At 69.8% G+C, this 13,958-nt stretch carries 18 protein-coding genes and 1 riboswitch; of the genes, 5 read left to right on the top strand and 13 right to left on the bottom strand.

The window, feature by feature from the left end; translation table 11 throughout:
* Window positions 1-286: 286 nt before the first annotated feature.
* The 12 genes from PcP3B5_RS04235 to nrdR all read right to left on the bottom strand — a co-directional run bounded on the left by PcP3B5_RS04235 (window position 287) and on the right by nrdR (window position 9,454).
* On the bottom strand, window positions 287-1,087 hold the full coding sequence (locus tag PcP3B5_RS04235; protein ID WP_061560630.1) for a cobalamin-binding protein: 801 nt from the start codon (window positions 1,085-1,087) through the stop codon (window positions 287-289).
* The gene (locus PcP3B5_RS04230) at window positions 1,087-1,503 is read right to left on the bottom strand and encodes a hypothetical protein (protein ID WP_061560629.1); all 417 of its coding nucleotides are present in this window, start codon (window positions 1,501-1,503) and stop codon (window positions 1,087-1,089) included. The genes PcP3B5_RS04235 and PcP3B5_RS04230 overlap by 1 nt, the downstream gene beginning before the upstream one ends.
* Window positions 1,500-2,123, bottom strand: a complete 624-nt coding sequence (gene ribA, locus PcP3B5_RS04225) for a GTP cyclohydrolase II (protein WP_043273465.1) — start codon at window positions 2,121-2,123, stop codon at window positions 1,500-1,502. The genes PcP3B5_RS04230 and ribA overlap by 4 nt, the downstream gene beginning before the upstream one ends.
* Before the next feature lie 262 nt (window positions 2,124-2,385).
* Entirely contained in the window at window positions 2,386-3,033 is a 648-nt protein-coding gene (locus PcP3B5_RS04220) for a retropepsin-like aspartic protease family protein (protein ID WP_009617275.1), read from the bottom strand.
* A gap of 84 nt (window positions 3,034-3,117) precedes the next feature.
* Window positions 3,118-3,633, bottom strand: coding sequence for a phosphatidylglycerophosphatase A family protein (locus PcP3B5_RS04215; protein ID WP_043313774.1), 516 nt, complete (start codon window positions 3,631-3,633; stop codon window positions 3,118-3,120).
* A gap of 5 nt (window positions 3,634-3,638) precedes the next feature.
* Window positions 3,639-4,598, bottom strand: coding sequence for a thiamine-phosphate kinase (thiL, locus tag PcP3B5_RS04210; RefSeq protein WP_061560628.1), 960 nt, complete (start codon window positions 4,596-4,598; stop codon window positions 3,639-3,641).
* A gap of 14 nt (window positions 4,599-4,612) precedes the next feature.
* The gene (gene nusB / locus PcP3B5_RS04205) at window positions 4,613-5,092 is read right to left on the bottom strand and encodes a transcription antitermination factor NusB (protein ID WP_043273460.1); all 480 of its coding nucleotides are present in this window, start codon (window positions 5,090-5,092) and stop codon (window positions 4,613-4,615) included.
* Complete coding sequence (gene ribH / locus PcP3B5_RS04200) at window positions 5,089-5,565, bottom strand: 6,7-dimethyl-8-ribityllumazine synthase (protein WP_043313777.1); 477 nt, start codon at window positions 5,563-5,565, stop codon at window positions 5,089-5,091. The genes nusB and ribH overlap by 4 nt, the downstream gene beginning before the upstream one ends.
* Window positions 5,566-5,664: 99 nt before the next feature.
* A complete protein-coding gene (ribBA, locus tag PcP3B5_RS04195) occupies window positions 5,665-6,759 on the bottom strand; it encodes a bifunctional 3,4-dihydroxy-2-butanone-4-phosphate synthase/GTP cyclohydrolase II (protein ID WP_009617266.1) in 1,095 nt (364 codons plus the stop codon).
* Window positions 6,760-6,773: 14 nt separating this feature from the next.
* Window positions 6,774-7,436 (bottom strand): riboflavin synthase, encoded by a 663-nt coding sequence (locus PcP3B5_RS04190; RefSeq protein ID WP_061560627.1) that lies wholly within the window; start codon window positions 7,434-7,436, stop codon window positions 6,774-6,776.
* 176 nt (window positions 7,437-7,612) lie between these two features.
* Window positions 7,613-7,778, bottom strand: a riboswitch (FMN riboswitch).
* A 114-nt stretch (window positions 7,779-7,892) separates the two neighbouring features.
* Window positions 7,893-8,993 carry a bifunctional diaminohydroxyphosphoribosylaminopyrimidine deaminase/5-amino-6-(5-phosphoribosylamino)uracil reductase RibD gene (gene ribD, locus PcP3B5_RS04185; protein ID WP_061560626.1) on the bottom strand — a complete coding sequence of 367 codons (1,101 nt, stop codon included), beginning with the start codon at window positions 8,991-8,993 and terminating at the stop codon, window positions 7,893-7,895.
* Entirely contained in the window at window positions 8,990-9,454 is a 465-nt protein-coding gene (nrdR, locus tag PcP3B5_RS04180) for a transcriptional regulator NrdR (protein ID WP_024128042.1), read from the bottom strand. The genes ribD and nrdR overlap by 4 nt, the downstream gene beginning before the upstream one ends.
* A 163-nt stretch (window positions 9,455-9,617) precedes the next feature.
* Here nrdR and PcP3B5_RS04175 point away from each other — a divergent pair, with 163 nt between their 5' ends.
* The 3 genes from PcP3B5_RS04175 to trxA all read left to right on the top strand — a co-directional run bounded on the left by PcP3B5_RS04175 (window position 9,618) and on the right by trxA (window position 11,855).
* Complete coding sequence (locus PcP3B5_RS04175; RefSeq protein WP_061560625.1) at window positions 9,618-10,064, top strand: YbaY family lipoprotein; 447 nt, start codon at window positions 9,618-9,620, stop codon at window positions 10,062-10,064.
* Entirely contained in the window at window positions 10,061-10,720 is a 660-nt protein-coding gene (locus PcP3B5_RS04170; protein ID WP_061560624.1) for a class I SAM-dependent methyltransferase, read from the top strand. The genes PcP3B5_RS04175 and PcP3B5_RS04170 overlap by 4 nt, the downstream gene beginning before the upstream one ends.
* A 265-nt stretch (window positions 10,721-10,985) precedes the next feature.
* Window positions 10,986-11,855 (top strand): thioredoxin, encoded by an 870-nt coding sequence (gene trxA, locus PcP3B5_RS04165; RefSeq protein ID WP_061560623.1) that lies wholly within the window; start codon window positions 10,986-10,988, stop codon window positions 11,853-11,855.
* A 321-nt stretch (window positions 11,856-12,176) separates the two neighbouring features.
* Here the strand turns inward: trxA and PcP3B5_RS04160 are convergent, their stop codons facing one another.
* On the bottom strand, window positions 12,177-12,539 hold the full coding sequence (locus PcP3B5_RS04160; protein ID WP_043273669.1) for a hypothetical protein: 363 nt from the start codon (window positions 12,537-12,539) through the stop codon (window positions 12,177-12,179).
* Between the two features lie 134 nt (window positions 12,540-12,673).
* Here PcP3B5_RS04160 and PcP3B5_RS04155 point away from each other — a divergent pair, with 134 nt between their 5' ends.
* Both PcP3B5_RS04155 and PcP3B5_RS04150 read left to right on the top strand, forming a co-directional pair.
* Window positions 12,674-13,240, top strand: coding sequence for a DUF2796 domain-containing protein (locus PcP3B5_RS04155; RefSeq protein WP_009617251.1), 567 nt, complete (start codon window positions 12,674-12,676; stop codon window positions 13,238-13,240).
* 8 nt (window positions 13,241-13,248) lie between these two features.
* Window positions 13,249-13,956 (top strand): ABC transporter ATP-binding protein, encoded by a 708-nt coding sequence (locus PcP3B5_RS04150; protein ID WP_009617249.1) that lies wholly within the window; start codon window positions 13,249-13,251, stop codon window positions 13,954-13,956.
* The last annotated feature ends 2 nt before the right edge of the window (window positions 13,957-13,958 follow it).

The raw sequence follows: 13,958 nt of genomic DNA, 5'->3' as shown, positions 1-13,958 counted from the left end.
CCCGCACCGCTCCCCTGTAGGAGCGCGCCCTGCGCGCGAAATAGCGGGCAGGGCCCGCCCCTACAGTCCGCCGGGAGGCACGGCATTCCTCTCCCGTAGGAGCGGACCTTGTCCGCGATAGCCGGACATACCGACGCGATTCGCGGATGAGGTCCTACGCTGCAGGCGAGCACAGCTTTTCGTAGGAGCGCGCCCTGCGCGCGATTTCGCGGGCAGGGCCCGCTCCTACAGGTTATGGGGGGGTACGGCATCCCGGCCGGCGGATAACCGCGAACGGTTATCCGCCCTACGGCTCGGCCTGGGCGAGCAGGCGGCAGAGTTTTTCGGTGGCGGCCAGCATGGCGTAGCTCGGCCGCTCCAGGTTGCGGTCGGGCAGTACCCACAGCTGGTTCAGGCGCGTTGCGCTCAGCTGTTTCATGGCCCGCCATTGCGCCGCTTGTTCGGCGTTGGGCGCCAGTATCACTTGCGGATCGCGGGCCAGCACCGCTTCCATGCCCACCTGCGGCGCCGGCTGCTGCAGGTCGTCGAACAGGTTGCGCGCGCCGCAGACCTGCAGGGCATCGCTGACCACCTGGCGTCCGCCCAGGGTGTACAGCGGGCGGTTCCATACCTGATAGAACAACCGCAGCGGGTGCTCGCGGGCGTACTGCTGGCGCAGTTCGGCGATGCGCTGGCGGAAGCTGGCGGCCAGGGCCGCGGCCTTGTCCTGGGCGCCGAGCAGCGCGCCCAGCTCTTCCAGTTGGCTGGGGATATCCTCCAGCCGGTGCGGTTCGGCGACGTAGAGCTTCAGGCCCAGGCCCTTCAGCCGCGCCATCTGCGCATCGGGAATGCTGCCGGGCCAGACCAGCACCAGGTCCGGCCGCAGGCTCAGCAGGCGTTCCAGGTTCAGTTGCCCGTAGCGCCCCAGCGAAGGCAGGGCCGCCAGTTGCGCCGGGCGTTCGTCGCCGTCGAGCACACCCACCAGGCGCGCGCCGGCGCCCAGTTCCAGGACGCTGTCGGTCATCGAGGGCGACAGGCTCACCACCCGCTGCGCCGCCAGTGCCGGCAGGCCTAGCGATAGCAGCAGGACGGCAACGAGCAGGCGCATCAGAGCAACTGGCGCGGCAGGCGGTACAGCCAGAGGATCAGCAGGCTGGTCAGCCCGAGGAGGATCAGCGCCACGCCGGACAGGTCGGTGAAGCACGCCAGCACGCCGATCCAGGCCGGCAGGCTGGCGCCGAGGACGCCGTTGCGCCAGGTGCGCGCCAATTCCGCCCAGGCGACGGGCTCTTCGGCCGTGTCACGGACCTTGCCGGCGTCGATCAGGGCGAGCTTGTAGCGGCGGAACAGCGGCAGGGTGAAGTACATCGAGACCAGCGCAACGACGTACAGCGGGGTGGCCAGCACGGCCAGGGCGTCGATCTCGAAGCCCCACAGCAGCAGCGCCAGCAGCGGCCCGAGAGCCAGGGCCAGGTGCAGCCACCACAGACGCCCCAGGCGGCCGAACTCGGCGGCGCGGTTCACTGCGCCTCGATCTCCGCCTCGCCCTGGTGCAGCTCGCCGAGCATGTGCCCGAGCTTGCCGGCCTTGGTCGCCAGGTAGCGCTTGTTGTGCGGGTTCAGGCCCTTCTGCAGGGGCACGCGCTCGGCCACTGTGAGGCCGTAGCCTTCCAGCGCCTTGACCTTGCGCGGGTTGTTGGTCATCAGCTTCAGCGAGCAGACGCCCAGGTGCTGCAGCATCGGCAGGCACATGGCGTAGTCGCGCTGGTCGGCGCCGAAGCCCAGCCTGAGGTTGGCTTCGACCGTGTCCGCGCCTTCGTCCTGCAGGGCGTAGGCGCGGATCTTGTTCAGCAGGCCAATGCCGCGGCCTTCCTGGCGCAGGTACAGCAGCACGCCGCGGCCTTCGCGGGCGATGGCCGAGAGCGCGCCTTCGAGCTGGAAGCCGCAGTCGCAGCGCAGGCTGAACAGGGCATCGCCGGTCAGGCATTCGGAATGCAGGCGACCGAGCACCGGCTGGCCGTCGTCGAGGGTGCCCATAGTCAGGGCGACATGTTCCTTGCCGGTTTCCTCGTCGAGGAAGCCATGCATGGTGAATTCGCCGAAGGGAGTGGGCAGCTTGGAGGCGGCGACGAACACGACGGACACCGGAAACTCCTGAAAGTCAGACAGTAGTAAGGAGCCGGCATTGTAACAGCAGTGCCGGGGCCGCCGTCATTGCGAAATCCGCAACTTGGCTATCGAAGCCATCGATGGATCGGCGATCTGGCAGAGTCCCTTCACCGCCTCGCAAGCTGGAGCAGAACAAGGCGGGAACAGGTTCGGAAGCGCAGTTCAGGCCGCTAAATGAGCATTTCGAACCTGTTCCCAACGCAGTTATGCCGACGCGCAGCAGGCTGTGGAGGGGCTCTCAATGTTTGGATTGGATGTACATCATCCCCTGCTCCTCCCGCCAACCGACGCGGTTGAGGAAGCTCATGCCCAGCAGGATCTCGGTGGGGAACTCGCCTTCCAGCACGCTGGCGTCGACGCCCAGCACCTCGATGCCGCCGAGCTTCACGCTGTTCAGGCTGATGCGCCAGCCCTTGACGGTGCCGCTGGCGGTGGAGGCGACCATGGGCTTGCCGACCACCCGGTAGTCGATGCCCAGGCGCCGCGCCTGGGCTTCGTTCATCGCCACCGTGGTGGCACCGGTGTCGACCAGGAACTGGGCGTTCTGGCCGTTGATCGAGCCGGACACCCAGTAGTGCCCGCCGGTGCCGCGGGCGATGCTCATTTCCTGCACCGGCGCCGGGGCCGAGTAGCCGCTGGCGTTGTATTCGCGGCTCAGTTCGTAGGTGCGTTCCACGCCCTCGACGCGCAGCACCGCCTTGTGCGCGTCGGCGCTGACCACCTGCACGCCCTGCGGCCCGGTCTCGCCGACGCGGAGGAACTTGCGCTGGCCGTCGATGTTGACCACCGCGGCGTTGGGGAACAGCCCCACCACCCATACCTGCGGGGCGGCGAGGGCCGCGCTGGCGGCAAGGGCGAGGCTCAGGGCGGGCAGCAGGCGCAGCATGGTGGGGCTCCTTGTCGGCTGGCGCGAGGGTGGCGCCACGTTACACCGGCGCCGCTGCGCCGTCAGTGATGAAGTCGGCTGTTGTCAGAGCAGCCAGGTGGCCCAGGCCCAGACCAGGCCCTGCATGGCCAGCCAGGCGAAGACCCCGGCGAGGACGTCGTCGAGCATGATGCCCACGCCACCGTGCACGTGGCGGTCGACCCAGCGGATCGGCCAGGGCTTGAGGATGTCGAAGAAGCGGAACACCAGGAAGCCCGCCAGCAGCCACCACCAGCCCTCGGGCACCAGCCAGAGGGTGATCCACATGCCGACCATCTCGTCCCAGACGATGCCTTCGTGGTCGTGCACGCGCAGGTCGTCGGCGACCTTGCCGCACAGCCAGAAGCCGAACAGCATGGTCAGCCCCAGCATCAGCCAGTAGCCCCAGTCCGGCAGCAACTGCCACAGCGGGACGAAGGGGATGGCCACCAGCGAGCCCCAGGTGCCCGGCGCCTTGGGCAGCGTTCCGGAGCCGAAGCCGAAGGCCAGGAAATGCCAGGGGTTGCGCCAGACCGACGGCGGCACGGGCTGGGCGGGGGCTTGGTCGGGATGTTCGGGCACTGCGGTCACTCCGTGAAATGCAGGTAGCCGCCCTGGCGCGGCGTGATGTCGTGGCCGGCGCCGTCCAGCACGCGCACCCCGCTGCCGGCCTCGACGCGGCCGATGGCCGCCAGCTGCGGCCATTGCGCCTGCAGGGCCGGCAACTGCGCAGGCGGCAGGGTGAAGGCGATGACGTAGTCGTCGCCGGCGCCGAGCTTGGCCTGCAGCGCGCGCTCGGCGCCCAGCAGGCTTTCCAGCGGCGCACTGGCCGGCAGGCGTTCGGCCTCGATGACCAGGGCCACGCCGGAGGCGCGGGCGATGTGGCCGCAGTCGGCGAGCAGGCCGTCGGACACGTCCAGCGCCGCCGTGGCGCGGCCGCGCAGGGCCTGGCCGAGGGCCAGCTGTGGCTGCGGCGCCCAGTAGCGCGCCAATAGCGGCTCGGCCACTTCGGGTTCGGCGGCAAGGCGGCCGAGCACCAGCTCCAGGGCGCCGCCGGCCTCGCCGACCGGGCCGCCGACGCAGAGCAGGTCGCCGGGACGGGCGCCGCTGCGGGTCAGCGCCTGGCCGACGGGCACCTGGCCGAACACCGTGAGGGTCATGCTCAGCGGGCCGCGGGTGGTGTCGCCGCCGACCAGCGCCAGGCCGCAGGCCGCGGCCATGCGGTTCAGGCCCTGGGCGAAGGCTTCCAGCCAGGCCGGATCGGCTTCGGGCAGGGTCAGGGCGAGGGTGAAGGCCAGGGGCGCGGCGCCCATGGCCGCCAGATCGCTGGCGGAAACCGCCAGGGCGCGCTGGCCGAGCAGGAAGGGATCGCACAGCGCAGGGAAGTGCACGCCGGCCACCAGGGTGTCGGTGGACACCGCCAGTTGCTGCCCGGCGGCCGGCGCCAGCAGGGCGCAGTCATCGCCGATGCCCAGGGCCACGCCATCGGCCGCGGCCGCACAGGCGGCCGCGGCGAAATAGCGGCGGATCAGTTCGAACTCACCCATGCCTTGCGGCGGACTCAGCGCTTGGCGCCGCGCAGCTCGGCGGCGCGCAGACGCGGCGCCAGCTTGTCCAGCACACCGTTGACGAACTTGTGGCCGTCGGTGGCGCCGAAGGTCTTGGCCAGCTCGATGCCTTCGTTGATCACCACCTTGTAGGGCACGTCCAGGCGGTTGCGCAGCTCGTAGGTGGCCAGGCGCAGGATGGCCAGCTCGACCGGGTCGATCTCTTCCAGCGGGCGGTCCAGGCAGGGGGTGAATTCCTGGTCCAGCTCGGTCTTCAGGCGCGGCACGCCGTGGAGGATCTCGTGGAAGTAGGCGCCGTCGACGTCGCTGAAGTCGTTGTCGGTGCGGAAGGTCGCCTCGATCTCGTTCAGCGGCTGGCCGGCCATCTGCCAGGAGTACAGGGCCTGCACCGCTAGGCTGCGGGCCTTGCGGCGCATGGCGATCTTGTTGGGCTTGGCCGGCTTGGACGGAGCGCCGTTGTCGTTGCTGCTCACTTGGCCTCCAGCTGCGACAGCAGGCTCACCATTTCCAGGGCGGACAGCGCGGCCTCGGCGCCCTTGTTGCCGGCCTTGGTGCCGGAGCGCTCGATGGCCTGCTCGATGGAATCGACGGTCAGCACGCCGAAGGCCACCGGCACGCCGAACTGCAGGGAAACCTGCGCCAGGCCCTTGGTGCACTCGCCGGCAACGTATTCGAAGTGCGGGGTGCCGCCGCGGATCACCGCGCCGAGGGCGATGATGGCGTCGAACTCGCCGCGCTGGGCGACTTTCTGGGCTACCAGGGGGATCTCGAAGGCGCCCGGGGCGCGGATGATGGTGATGTCGCCTTCGGCGACGCCGTGGCGCACCAGCGCGTCGATGGCGCCTTGCACCAGGCTTTCCACCACGAAGCTGTTGAAGCGGCCAACCACCAGGGCGAAGCGGCCTTTGGGGGCGATGAAGGTACCTTCGATGGTCTTCAGGGTCATGGGCAGGTCTCGTCTGTTAAAGAGCCGGAGCGTCGGCGACGCTCCGCGAAATTAGGCTAGAAGAACAACGCCGCCGTGCCAGGGCACGGCGGCGCGGGTTCATTCGGCGGGCAGGTATTCTACAACTTCCAGGTCGAAACCGGATATCGCGTTGAAGCGCATCGGCGCCGACATCAGGCGCATCTTGCGCACGCCCAGGTCGCGGAGGATCTGCGAACCGGCGCCGACGGTGCTGTAGGTGGTGGTGGGCTTGGGCGCCGGCGCGCTGGCGGCGATCTCGCGCACGTGGGCCAGCAGGTCCTCGCCGCCGATCTGGTGGCCCAGCAGCAGCACCACGCCGCTGCCGGCCTCGGCCACCTTGGCCATGGCCGCGCGCAGGCTCCAGCGCCCGGCCTGGTTGACCATCAGCAGGTCGCGCAGCGGGTCCATGTTGTGCACGCGCACCAGGGTCGGCTCTTCCGCGCAGATCTCGCCCAGGGTCAGCGCCAGGTGCACCTCGCCCTCCACCGAGTCGCGGTAGGTGATCAGGTTGAACTGGCCCAGCTCGGTATCCAGCGGCTGCTCGGCGAGGCGCTCGACGGTGCGCTCGTGGATCAGGCGGTAGTGGATCAGGTCGGCGATGGTGCCGATCTTGATGCCGTGCTGCTCGGCGAAGGCTTCCAGTTCCGGGCGGCGGGCCATGCTGCCGTCGTCGTTCATGATCTCGCAGATCACCCCGGAGGCCTCGAAGCCGCCCATGCGCGCCAGGTCGCAGGCCGCCTCGGTGTGGCCGGCGCGGGCCAGCACGCCGCCGGGCTGGGCCATCAGCGGGAAGATGTGGCCGGGGCTGACGATGTCGGCGGCCACCGCTTCCTTCGCGGCGGCGGCCTGCACGGTGCGAGCGCGGTCGGCGGCGGAGATGCCGGTGGTGACGCCTTCGGCGGCCTCGATGGAAACGGTGAACTTGGTGCCGAAGCCCGAGCCGTTGCGCTGCACCATCAGCGACAGGCCCAGGCGCTCGCAGCGCTCGCGGGTCATCGGCATGCAGATCAGGCCGCGGGCGTACTTGGCCATGAAGTTGATGTCTTCGGTGCGCACGCACTCGGCGGCCATGATCAGGTCGCCTTCGTTCTCGCGGTCCTCGTCATCCATGAGGATGACCATCTTGCCTTGGCGGATGTCTTCGACCAGTTCTTCGATGCTGTTGAGTGCCATCTGGGCAGCTCCTATCAATGCTTCATGAAGCCGTTTTCGGCCAGGAATGCTTCGGTGATGCCGCTGGCGGCGGGCTCGGCGGCCTTGTCGCCGAGCAGCAGGCGCTCCAGGTAGCGCGCCAGCAGGTCCACTTCCAGGTTCACCTGAAGACCGGGGCGGTAGTCGCCCATGATGGTCTCGCCCAGGGTGTGCGGGACTATGGTCAGCTCGAACTCGGCGCCGTTCACCGCGTTGACCGTGAGGCTGGTGCCGTCGACGGTGATCGAGCCCTTCAGCGCGATGTACTTGGCCAGCTCGCGCGGGGCGCGCACGGTGAACTGGATGGCACGGGCGTTATCCTCGCGCTTGACGATCTCGCCGACGCCGTCGACGTGGCCGCTGACCAGGTGGCCGCCCAGGCGGGTGGTGGGGGTCAGGGCCTTCTCCAGGTTGACGCGGCTGCCGACCTTGAGCTGGGCGAAGGCGGTGCGCGCCAGGGTCTCGCGGCTGACGTCGGCCCAGAAGCCGTCGCCGGGCAGCTCCACGGCGGTCAGGCAGATGCCGTTGACGGCGATGCTGTCGCCGAGCTTGACGTCGGCGAGGTCGAGCTTGCCGGTCTGCACGTAGAGACGCACGTCACCGCCCTTGGGGGTGATCGAGCGGATGCTGCCGATGGCTTCGATTATGCCGGTGAACATGGGGCCTCCCGGACGGCGCAATGCGGTTGCGCGCAGGCGTGCCGGCCGGCGCGAGCCAGCGCAGTGGAAACGAAGGGATGGTGCATGGTGTTGGAACTCCTGTTTTGGGAAAAACAGGGCATACCGATCGAAGGGACACGACGCGCAGGCGTGCAGACGCACCTTGCGCAGGTTCATCCCGTTCTCTCTTCATCCGGACTGTTACCGTCGGCCCCGGGATCGCACCGGGTCTGCTGACCTTGCCGCTGCGGCGGTAAGCCGGTCGTGGCAAGCGCTCGCGGGCTCGACGCGTTGCGCGCCATCACCGCCGGTGGGGACTTGCACCCCGCCCTGAGAACGTCAATCGCGGCCGTTACAGCGTTGGCCGCGTGTGGCGTTTTACCACAGGCCGGCGCAAGTCGGAAGGTTCAGTTTGCTCTCCCCGCGCATTCGCAGGGGGTAGCACAGACGATTCCGTCAGACCGGCCGCGCCGTGACCAGCCAGTCGTCGCCCACGGCGCGGATGTCGGCGATCTTCAGTTCGCGCGCCTCGGCCATCTTCTCCAACGGCAGCTCCAGCAGCGGGCGGGCGCTGGAACCCAGCAGCCTGGGCGCGACGAAAATCCGGTACTCGTCCACCAGCCCCAGGCGAGCGAAGGCCCCGGCCAGGCGCGGGCCGGCTTCCACCAGCACTTCGTTGGCGCCGCGCGCGCCCAGCTCGGCGAGCAGCTTCGCCAGGTCGACGTGGCCATCGGCGCCGGGCAGCACCAGCAGTTCGCGGCCCTCGGCGGCGAAACCGTCGCGTTCGGCGCAGCTGGCCACCAGCGCCGGGCCGGCCTGGTAGAAAGCAGCGTCGGTCGGCACCCGCAGGCGGCCGTCCACCAGCACGCGCAGCGGCTGGCGCGCAGCGGCCAGGGCGGTCTGCTCGGCGTCCAGGCCCAGCTCGTCGGGGCGCACGGTCAGGCGGGCAGCGTCCAGCAGCACGGTGTCGGCGCCGGAGAGCACCACGCTGGAGCGCGCCCGCAGGCGCTGCACGGCGCGGCGCGCGGCGGGGCCGGTGATCCACTGGCTCTCGCCGCTGGCCATGGCGGTGCGCCCGTCCAGGCTCATCGCCAGCTTGACGCGGACGAAGGGCAGGCCGGTCTCCATGCGCTTGATGAAGCCGACGTTGATTTCCCGGGCCTCGGCCTCCAGCACGCCGCAGGCCACCTCGATGCCGGCCTCGGCCAGGCGCCGCAGCCCCTGCCCGGCAACCTGCGGGTTGGGGTCCTGCATGGCCGCCACCACGCGGGCGACGCCGGCCTTCACCAGGGCATCGGCGCAGGGCGGGGTGCGGCCGAAGTGGCTGCAGGGCTCCAGGGTGACGTAGGCGGTGGCGCCGCGGGCGTTGTCGCCGGCCTGGCGCAGGGCGTGGACCTCGGCATGGGGCTCGCCGGCGCGGACGTGCCAGCCTTCGCCGATCACCACGCCGTCCTTGACCACCACGCAGCCGACGCGGGGGTTGGGGTGGGTGGAATACAGCCCCTTGCGCGCCAGCTCCAGCGCGCGGGCCATGTAGGCCTGGTCGACGGCGCTCATTCCTTGGACGGCTCCCGGGCCAGGCGCTCGATTTCCTCGCGGAACTCGTTGAGGTCCTGGAAGCGCCGGTACACCGAGGCGAAGCGGATGTAGGCCACCTCGTCGAGCTTCTGCAGCTCGGCCATCACCAGCTCGCCGAGCACCCGCGACTTCACCTCGCGCTCGCCGGTGGCGCGCAGCTTGTGCTTGATGTGGGCGATGGCCTCTTCCAGGCGCTCGACGCTGACCGGACGCTTCTCCAGCGCGCGCTGCATGCCGGCGCGCAGCTTGTCCTCGTCGAACGGCTGGCGGCTGCCGTCCTGCTTGATCAGCCGCGGCATGACCAGCTCGGCGGTCTCGAAGGTGGTGAAGCGCTCGCCGCAGGCCAGGCACTCGCGGCGGCGGCGGACCTGGTCGCCCTCGGCGACCAGGCGGGAATCGATGACTTTGGTGTCGTGGGCACCGCAGAAGGGACAATGCATGGCAGAGAATGGCCCTACGAAATGGTGGCCCATGGTACCCCATCCGCCCGGGCCCTTCGACCGGCCGTTCGACGAAACATCCGGCGCCGCGCTCCCCGAGACAAGCCGCAGGCTTTACGCTATACAGGCGCCGCCCTGGAAACCGCCGCGAGGGAAATCGCCCATGCCGCACCGCCTTCTCTGCCTGCTCGCCCTGGCCCTGCTGGCCGCCTGTTCGAGCAAGCAACCCGCTCCGCAGCCTCCCGCCGCCAGCGCCCCGGCCAAGGCCGTCGCGACGCCGCTGCCGACCAACCAGCGCGAATTGTCCGGGGTGCTCACCAGCAGCCGCGGCGCCTTGCCCGATGGCGCCGAGGTGGAACTGGCCCTGTTGTTGATGGACGAACGCGACCGCCCGCAGCGCGCCCTGGCCAGCCTGGAGCTGGTGGGCAACGGCGGCGCCCTGCCCTTCAGCCTGCGCTACGACCCCAGCGACTTCCCCAGCGGCGGGCGCATCGAACTGCATGCGCGGGTGGCGCAGAACGGCCAGCTGGCCTGGCGCCTGCGCCCGCTGACCATCGCTCCCGGGCAGTCCCAGGCCCTCGGCGAGCTGCGCCTGGAGCCGGCGCCATGAAGGCCCCGCAGGACCTGCAACAGGCCCTGGGCGAGCTGCTCGGCGACGCCCGCCTGGGCGCCGAGCGCCTGCCCGGCACCGACCTGGCGCTGTGGCTGATCGATGCGCAGAACATGGACCGCCAGTTCAGCCCCGACGAGACCCGCCGCATCCTCGAAGAACCGCCCTACTGGTGCTTCTGCTGGGCCAGCGGCCTGGCCCTGGCGCGCTGGCTGGCCGAGCGCCCGCAGTGGGTGGCCGGCAAGCGCGTGCTGGACTTCGGCGCCGGCTCCGGCATCGCCGCCATCGCCGCGGCCAAGGCCGGCGCCGCCGAAGTGGTGGCCTGCGACCTCGACCCGCTGGCCCTGGCCGCCAGCCGCGCCAATGCCGAGCTGAACGGGGTGCAGTTGAGCTATTCCGAAGACTTCTTCGGCGAGGAGGACCGCTACGACCTGATCCTGGTCGCCGACGTGCTCTACGACCGCGCCAACCTGCCGCTGCTCGACGCCTTCCTCGGCAAGGGCCGCGAGGCCCTGGTGGCCGACTCGCGGGTGCGCGACTTCCAGCACCCGCTGTACCGGCGCCTGGACATCCTCGACGCCTGCACCTGGCCGGACCTGGCCGAGCCCCACGAATTCCGCAAGGTCAGCCTGTATCACGCCAGCCGTCCCCTGTAGGAGCAACCGTCTGCGTCGAGGTGCTTTTCGTAGGATGGGTTGAGCTTGCGAAACCCATCGGGCCATGGTGATGGGTATCGCTTCGCTCAACCCATCCTACGGGCTTTCCTGGAACTGTAGGAAGCGGGCCCTGCCCGCGATTCGCGCGCAGGGCGCGCTCCTACAGGGACGTAGGGCGCGGCGCGGCATTGCCTTGTTTCCGTCCGCCGCGCCCCCACTTATAGTGACCAGCATCCTTCGCCCCTTTCGCCCGACGAGAGCCCCCATGAGCGACACGCCCTACATCTTCGACGTCACCAGCGCCGACTTCGACCAGCTGGTGATCCAGAACTCCTTCCACAAGCCGGTGCTGGTCGACTTCTGGGCCGACTGGTGCGCGCCCTGCAAGGCGCTGATGCCGATGCTGGCGCAGGTCGCCGAGTCCTACCAGGGCGAGCTGCTGCTGGCCAAGGTCAACTGCGACGTCGAGCAGGACATCGTCATGCGCTTCGGCATCCGCAGCCTGCCCACCGTGGTGCTGTTCAAGGACGGCCAGCCGGTCGACGGCTTCGCCGGCGCACAACCGGAATCGGCGGTGCGGCAGATGCTGGAGCAGCACGTACAACCGCCGGCGGCCCCCGCCGCCAACCCGCTGGACGCCGCCGAAGCGGCCTTCGCCGAAGGCCGCTTCGCCGAGGCCGAGGCCCAGCTCAAGGCCCTGCTGGGCGAAGACAACACCAACGCAGCGGCGCTGATTCTCTACGCCCGCTGCCTGGCCGAGCGCGGCGAGCTGGGCGAAGCCGAGACGGTGCTGGACGCGGTGAAGAGCGACGAGCACAAGGCCGCCCTGGCCGCCGCCCGCGCCCAGTTGACCTTCCTGCGCCAGGCCGCCGACCTGCCCGACGCCGCCACCCTGAAAACCCGCCTGGCGGCCGACGCCGGCGACGACGAGGCCGCCTACCAACTGGCCGTGCAGCAACTCGCGCGGCAGCAGTACGAGGCGGCGATGGATGGCCTGCTGCGCCTGTTCCAGCGCAACCGCGGCTACGGCGAAGACCTGCCGCGCAAGACGCTGGTGCAGGTGTTCGACCTGCTGGGCAATGAGCATCCGCTGGTGATCGCCTATCGGCGGAAGTTGGCCAATCTGCTGTATTGAGTGGCGGGGTTCGTTTCGTGTAGGAGCTTGCTCGCGAACGGTGCCAACCGGCTGCTCTGGTGCTGGGTGTGGCGCCGTCCCCTCTCCCCAGCCCTCTCCCTGAAGGGAGAGGGGGCTTGTCCGTGCCGAGAGAGGTGATGGTTTCAGCTCGAAGCCAACGGACTAGCCGGCTAACTCAGGAATACCCAAGCGCTCCGAACAGTCCCCTCTCCCTTCAGGGCGGGGCGCGCAGCCGAGGGTTAGGGAGAGGGAGCGGAGTTGAACCCCGCGCCAGGTTCGCGAGCAAGCTCGCTCCTACGAAAAGCAAAAATCAAAAAGCCCCTACTCCCCAACCCAGGTAAACACCTGAGTCCCCTCCCGCACCTCGATCCTCACATCCGCGCTATGCCGCAAGCGCACCAACAACCCCTTCGCCGCGCCAGCGCTACCAGCCAGAGCCGCCAGTTCATCGAGCAGCTGCGGGCCTTCATAGCTGCCGGCCTGGCGCAGCAGGTCGCGGGCCGCCTGCCACAGTCGATCAACGCCGCTGGGCGCCACCGGCGGGTTATCCACAGGCGCTGCCGGCGCGGCGACCGGGGCGGCGGGCGCATGGCGCAGTGCCGCGCCCAGGCGCTGCCACTCTTCCTCGTCCAGTTCCAGGCTCAGGTCCACCGGCCAGTCGCCGATGCTTCCACGGATTCGCATGTCGGTTTCCTCCTGCATGCCGGCATGCTCCCACGCCAGCCCGGCCGCGCCAATCTCCCGGGGCGCCTCTAGCCAGCCGCAATATTTCGTTATAACGTAACGCACCCTCGATTTTCCCCTCCCGGAGACCGTCCATGCGCCCCTTGCTGCTCGCCCTCGCCCTGATCCCCTTCGCCGCCGCCCAGGCCCATGACGAACACGAGCACGGCAGCCTCGGCAAGCACGAGCACGGCGTGGCCCAGCTCAACGTCGCGCTGGACGGCAACACCCTGGAGCTGGAAGTGGACAGCCCGGCGATGAACTTCGTCGGCTTCGAGCACCCGGCCAGCAGCGCCGCCGACCAGGCCACCGTGGCCGCCGCCCGCGCCCAGCTGGGCAAGCCGCTGGAGCTGGTGCAGGCGCCGGCCGCGGCCAAGTGCGGCGTCGCCGAGGTGGAACTGGAAAGCCCGCTGTTCGGCAATGCCAAGGCCCATGAGCACGACCACGACGACGATGGCGACGAGCACAAAGGCCACCAGCACAGCGACATCAACGCCCACTACAAGCTGACCTGCGCCGCGCCCGAGGCCCTTACCAGCCTCGATTTCGCCCCGCTGTTCAAGCGCTTCCCCGGCACCCAGAAGCTGGTGGTGCAGCTGATCGGCCCGAACGGCCAGCAGGGCGCCGAGCTGACCCCGGCCAGCAGCCTGCTGAAGTTCTGACGCGCCCCATGGACACCCTGCTCGAACTCCGCGACCTCGGCTTCGCCTGGCCCGGCCAGGCGGAGCTGCTGGACATCCCGCAGTTTTCCCTCGGCCGTGGCGAGACGCTGTTCCTCAAAGGCCCCTCCGGCAGCGGCAAGACCACCCTGCTCGGCCTGCTGGGCGGCGTGCAGAAGCCCCGGCGCGGCAGCATCCGCCTGCTCGGCGAGGATCTGGCGCAGCTTTCCGCCGCGCGCCGCGACCACTTCCGCGTCGACCACACCGGCTACATCTTCCAGCAGTTCAATCTGCTGCCGTTCCTCTCGGTGCGGGAGAACGTCGAGCTGCCCTGCCACTTCTCGCGCAGCCGCGCGGCCCGCGCCCGCGAGCGCCACGGCAGCGTCGGCGAAGCCGCCAGCGCCCTGCTCGCGCACCTGGGCCTGGGCGACGCGGCGCTGCTGCAGCGGCGCGCCGACAACCTCTCGATCGGCCAGCAGCAGCGCGTCGCCGCGGCGCGCGCGCTGATCGGCCAGCCGGAACTGGTGATCGCCGACGAGCCGACCTCGGCGCTGGACGCCGACGCCCGCGAAGCCTTCCTCCAACTGCTGTTCGCCGAATGCCGCGCGGCCGGCGCCAGCCTGCTGTTCGTCAGCCACGACCAGAGCCTGGCGCCGCTGTTCGACCGCAGCCTGTCGCTGGCCGACCTCAACCGCGCCGCCACCGCCCCCGGGATCTGAGC

The organism is Pseudomonas citronellolis (genome assembly GCF_001586155.1).
Lineage (GTDB): Bacteria > Pseudomonadota > Gammaproteobacteria > Pseudomonadales > Pseudomonadaceae > Pseudomonas > Pseudomonas citronellolis.
This window is presented reverse-complemented; position numbering and strand designations above follow the sequence as displayed.

Coding starts and splice junctions, on each gene's coding strand:
- PcP3B5_RS04170 (WP_061560624.1), top strand. CDS start 10,061: ATGAAGGCCCCGCAGGACCTGCAACAGGCCCTGGGCGAGCTGCTCGGC.
- ribH (WP_043313777.1), bottom strand. CDS start 5,565: ATGACCCTGAAGACCATCGAAGGTACCTTCATCGCCCCCAAAGGCCGC.
- PcP3B5_RS04160 (WP_043273669.1), bottom strand. CDS start 12,539: ATGCGAATCCGTGGAAGCATCGGCGACTGGCCGGTGGACCTGAGCCTG.
- PcP3B5_RS04150 (WP_009617249.1), top strand. CDS start 13,249: ATGGACACCCTGCTCGAACTCCGCGACCTCGGCTTCGCCTGGCCCGGC.
- nrdR (WP_024128042.1), bottom strand. CDS start 9,454: ATGCATTGTCCCTTCTGCGGTGCCCACGACACCAAAGTCATCGATTCC.
- PcP3B5_RS04175 (WP_061560625.1), top strand. CDS start 9,618: ATGCCGCACCGCCTTCTCTGCCTGCTCGCCCTGGCCCTGCTGGCCGCC.
- trxA (WP_061560623.1), top strand. CDS start 10,986: ATGAGCGACACGCCCTACATCTTCGACGTCACCAGCGCCGACTTCGAC.
- thiL (WP_061560628.1), bottom strand. CDS start 4,598: ATGGGTGAGTTCGAACTGATCCGCCGCTATTTCGCCGCGGCCGCCTGT.
- ribD (WP_061560626.1), bottom strand. CDS start 8,993: ATGAGCGCCGTCGACCAGGCCTACATGGCCCGCGCGCTGGAGCTGGCG.
- PcP3B5_RS04235 (WP_061560630.1), bottom strand. CDS start 1,087: ATGCGCCTGCTCGTTGCCGTCCTGCTGCTATCGCTAGGCCTGCCGGCA.
- PcP3B5_RS04220 (WP_009617275.1), bottom strand. CDS start 3,033: ATGCTGCGCCTGCTGCCCGCCCTGAGCCTCGCCCTTGCCGCCAGCGCG.
- PcP3B5_RS04155 (WP_009617251.1), top strand. CDS start 12,674: ATGCGCCCCTTGCTGCTCGCCCTCGCCCTGATCCCCTTCGCCGCCGCC.
- PcP3B5_RS04190 (WP_061560627.1), bottom strand. CDS start 7,436: ATGTTCACCGGCATAATCGAAGCCATCGGCAGCATCCGCTCGATCACC.
- ribBA (WP_009617266.1), bottom strand. CDS start 6,759: ATGGCACTCAACAGCATCGAAGAACTGGTCGAAGACATCCGCCAAGGC.